The sequence below is a fragment of the Gammaproteobacteria bacterium genome, from assembly GCA_013696315.1.
In the GTDB taxonomy this organism is placed as follows: Bacteria; Pseudomonadota; Gammaproteobacteria; order JACCYU01; family JACCYU01; genus JACCYU01.
In genome coordinates this window covers 1-4,054 of record JACCYU010000050.1, presented here as the reverse complement: position 1 = coordinate 4,054, position 4,054 = coordinate 1, and the positions used below count along the sequence as shown (strand labels likewise).

The window sequence follows — 4,054 nt, the reverse complement described above, 5'->3', positions numbered from 1 at the left end:
GGCCAGGGCATCGCCCTGCTCGTCCACCATGCGGAACTCAAGGGTCGCGGTCGCGCCCAGAATGTCCTTGGCCCGCGCAGTGTCCTGCACGCCGGGAAGCTGCACTACCACGCGCGTCTGGCCCTGCTGCTGAATCACAGGCTCCGCCACGCCCAGTTCGTTGACCCGGTTGCGCAAGGTGGTGATGTTCTGGTCCAGCGCGAAGCGGCGGATTTCTTCCAGCGCCGGCTCCGTCAGCCGGGCGACGAGTGAATAATTATTGCCTGACCCGGTTTCCTCGAACGTCAGGGTTTCGCTGTATTCATTGTCGAGCACCGACAACGCCCGGTCGCGCGACGCCGCGCTGGAAAAATCGATAGCCACACGGCTGCGGCCCTGGCTGACGCCCAGATAGCGAATATCCCGCTCACGCAGCAGATTGCGGAACTCGTCCTCGTAACGGTCGCGTGTCTTCTGCGCGGCGGCCTGCATGTCCACTTCGAGCAGAAAATGCACACCGCCGCGCAAGTCCAGTCCCAGATTCATGGGGCTCGCATTTATGGCGCGCAGCCAGCCGGGGGTGGCCGGCGCGAGATTGAGCGCCACCACATAGTCGCCGCTAAGCGCTGTGGAGAGAACATCCCTGGCTTCGAGCTGCTCGTCTGTACCGCCGAAACGCACCAGCAACTGGCCCTCCGCGCGCTCGATCGACCGCGCCTCGATGCCGTCATCCTTCAGCAATGCACTCACGCGCGCCTGCAAGCCGGGCTCCAGCGCGCCGCGCTCGGGCGAAATCTGCACCGCCGGGTCTTCGGGATACAGATTCGGCAGCGCATAAAGCGTGGCGATGAGCATGACGCCTAAGATCAGGAGATTTTTCCACCAGGGGTAATGATTCATCATAACGGGCGTGGACTGTGGGCGTGGTTATTCAGGCAATGACTGTGTTGAAACTATAATTATCATTAGCTTGCGAAATATTCGTGACGATGGAGATCGGTGCGGCACGGGCCGTTCCGCGTAGGCAGCCAGACATATTTATATTGGGTGCGACCTAATGACCGCTATCGGTTTGACTGCTTCGAGTCAACGGGCATAACCCGTGGCTCACCGACCGCCGCCGCACTCGCGTGGCACGACTGTCGGCTCCGCGATGCGTTCAGGTCTGTGACGCGTTCTTCGCCTTATCCTTGCGGGTTTTTTCCGGTTTGTTTCTGTCCGCGGACGCGTCAGCGCGGATCGTGCCCTTGGGCATCACCGCCGCGATCGCCTGCTTCTGCACGTTGATGTCCACGCCGCTGGCGACCTCCATCTGCACGAAACTCTCGCCCACGTCGGTCACTTTGCCCAGCACGCCGCCGGAGGTCACCACCTCGTCGCCGCGGGTGAGCGATTCCAGCAACTGCTTGTGTTCCTTCGCGCGCTTGGACTGCGGCCGGATAATCATGACATACATGATGGCGAAGAAAATCCCGATCATGACGGCGAATTCGATTATGCCGCCGCCGGCCGGCCCGCCGGCCTGCGCGTGCGCTTGACTGATAAGAAAACTCATAGGTGTGGTCTAAGGTTCGGGGCTTTTCGAAGTCGCGCATTATTACACCTGCGCGCGGGCCGCGTAAAACCTCGCCGCGAAATCGTCCAGGTCGCCGTGCGTGATCGCCTCACGCAACCCGCACATGAGCTGCTGATAGTAGTAAAGGTTGTGGATGGTGTTGAGCCGCGCACCGAGTATTTCCCGGCACTGATCCAGATGCCGCAGATAGGCGCGCGAGTAGTGCCGGCAGGTGTAGCAGCCGCAATGTTCGTCCAGCGGCGTCAGATCGTTTTTGTAACGGCTGTTGCGGATGCGGACAAGACCACTGTGCGTATAAAGAAAACCCGTGCGCGCGTTGCGGGTCGGAATCACGCAGTCGAACATGTCCACCCCAAGGCGCACCGCCGCCACGATATCCTCGGGCGTGCCCACGCCCATCAGATAACGCGGCTGCTCGCGCGGCAACTCGTCGATGATCCCCGCCAGCACCTCGCCGCGCTCGGACGCGCTCTCGCCCACTGCGAGACCGCCGATCGCGTAGCCGTCGAAACCGATCGTCATCAGCGCCTCCACCGACGCGCGCCGGAGATGCGCGTACATCCCGCCCTGCACGATGCCGAACAGCGCCGCCGCGGCGTCGGTATCCTGTAGATCGCCATGCGCGGCCCGGCTGCGTCGCGCCCAGCGCATCGACAATTCCATGGATTCGCGCGCCTGCGCCTCGGTTGCCGGATACGGCGTGCATTCGTCGAACGCCATCACGATGTCGGCACCAAGATCGCACTGCACGCGCATGGACGTCTCCGGATCTAGAAACACCGCGTCGCCGTTGACCGGCGAACGGAAGTGCACGCCCGCCTCCGTGAGCGTGCGGCTCGCGGCCAGGCTGAACACCTGAAAGCCGCCGGAGTCCGTCAGGATCGGCCCGTCCCAGTGCATGAACCGATGCAGGCCGCCGTGCGCGCGTACAATTTCCGTACCTGGCCGGAGCATGAGGTGAAACGTGTTGCCCAGAATGATCTGCGCGCCGATATCACGCAGTTCCTCCGGCGTCATCGCCTTCACGGTGCCATAGGTGCCGACTGGCATGAACGCAGGCGTATCCACCTCGCCGCGGGCGAAGCGCAGACGGCCGCGGCGCGCGGCGCCATCAGTGGCGCGCAGGGTGAAATTCATTGTTAGTCGGGGCGAAAGATGATGCGGCAAAATGGGTGCGCAAGTTCTAATGCACGACGCATTGCTCTATTCAATGGGCATACGCAGGTCAATGCGACTGATCTCAAGTTAATGAAGTAACCGGATCTCGACACTATAACCGCGCCAGGCTAGTGGGCCAAAACACGCGGAGAACTCCAATGGTCGACGAACAGCTGGAAACTCTGAAAAGCGTGACCCAACAAAAAGACAAGCAAACCAAAAACGCAATTCTGATCCTCGTTTCGATGTTCAGTCGCCGTACAGAGATTCCATGCGATCGTTGCCGGATCATCTACTCGTCGCCTCCGCTTGCCCAGCGAGTTCAGAAAATCATCCGGCGCAATGGTGGTTTCGCGGATAATCTGAATAACAGCGCCCGTGTCGAGAAGCCGGGCTTTGATCTGGTTGTGAAAATTTACCTCATACTCGTAGAGCGATGCGGCGCGCTGATCCTCCTCAAAGAGGAAACCCTGAGCGTGAGCAGCCGCTTGGTGCGCGTGCTTTTTGGTGACTTGCACGTGGGGACGCTGATCGACTTGCCTTGGGCACCTTACTCCCCGGGCGACCATAAGACCGGCCGAAAACTTCTCCGTGTGTTTAGTCTGCCGCGACTACACCAGAGGGCCGCGCCGCTGAGGATTCCGGGGATAGCCTAGTTCCTTGTCATACTCCAACTCGAAAAAGCTGCTGTATGCTGCGTGGCGACAATACTCACGGCACGCCGCCGAACAGCAACGAATTTGTAAACATCGTTAGATCCATCCCGGTTACTCATGATAAGAAAAAGACATATGTCTGAAGGTGTCAAAGTGATAGATCTTTTCGCTGGCCCTGGTGGACTTGGAGAGGGATTCTCGTCGCTACGAAGAGAAAATGAGATTCGTCCGTTTAAGGTCGCGCTTTCAGTAGAGAAGGACAAATGCGCACATCAAACGCTCTTGTTCCGTAGCTTCTTCCGGCAGTTTGAGGCTGGGCAGGCGCCGGATGACTACTACACCACACTGCGTCAATCTGATGCTTCTTTCACTGAACGACTGAAATTGCTTTTTGACGCTTACCCGCATCAAGCTCGGAGGGCGCGCAGTGAGGCATGGTGCGTGGAATTGGGGAAACAGGATCATGCTTCGGTTCATAATCGCATTACTGAGTCGCTCTGCGGTGAGGATATCTGGGTGCTCCTTGGCGGGCCCCCATGTCAAGCGTTTTCGATAGCTGGTAGATCGAGAAACAAGGGTAATCCGGAATATCGGCTTGAGACCGATGAGCGACAGTACCTGTACGTGGAGTACCTGCACGTAATCGCCGAACACCGACCCGCCGTGTTTACGACGCCAGATCGAC

5 protein-coding genes are annotated in these 4,054 nt (G+C 59.4%); 2 read left to right on the top strand and 3 right to left on the bottom strand.

Features of this window, described 5'->3' with window-relative positions:
- The 3 genes from secD to tgt all read right to left on the bottom strand — a co-directional run.
- On the bottom strand, positions 1–882 hold an 882-nt coding region (gene secD, locus H0V34_03085), incomplete at its 3' end, for a protein translocase subunit SecD (protein ID MBA2490720.1).
- A gap of 256 nt (positions 883–1,138) precedes the next feature.
- Positions 1,139–1,534 carry a preprotein translocase subunit YajC gene (gene yajC, locus H0V34_03080; protein MBA2490719.1) on the bottom strand — a complete coding sequence of 132 codons (396 nt, stop codon included), beginning with the start codon at positions 1,532–1,534 and terminating at the stop codon, positions 1,139–1,141.
- 42 nt (positions 1,535–1,576) lie between these two features.
- Positions 1,577–2,692, bottom strand: a complete 1,116-nt coding sequence (tgt, locus tag H0V34_03075; GenBank protein ID MBA2490718.1) for a tRNA guanosine(34) transglycosylase Tgt — start codon at positions 2,690–2,692, stop codon at positions 1,577–1,579.
- A gap of 179 nt (positions 2,693–2,871) precedes the next feature.
- Between tgt and H0V34_03070 the strand changes: the two genes are divergently transcribed.
- Positions 2,872–3,369 carry a hypothetical protein gene (locus tag H0V34_03070; GenBank protein ID MBA2490717.1) on the top strand — a complete coding sequence of 166 codons (498 nt, stop codon included), beginning with the start codon at positions 2,872–2,874 and terminating at the stop codon, positions 3,367–3,369.
- A gap of 135 nt (positions 3,370–3,504) precedes the next feature.
- On the top strand, positions 3,505–4,054 hold a 550-nt coding region (locus tag H0V34_03065; GenBank protein ID MBA2490716.1), incomplete at its 3' end, for a DNA cytosine methyltransferase.

Bases quoted from the DNA above. Each gene is read 5' to 3' on its own strand.
- yajC (MBA2490719.1), bottom strand. From the start codon at position 1,534: ATGAGTTTTCTTATCAGTCAAGCGCACGCGCAGGCCGGCGGGCCGGCC.
- tgt (MBA2490718.1), bottom strand. From the start codon at position 2,692: ATGAATTTCACCCTGCGCGCCACTGATGGCGCCGCGCGCCGCGGCCGT.
- H0V34_03070 (MBA2490717.1), top strand. From the start codon at position 2,872: ATGGTCGACGAACAGCTGGAAACTCTGAAAAGCGTGACCCAACAAAAA.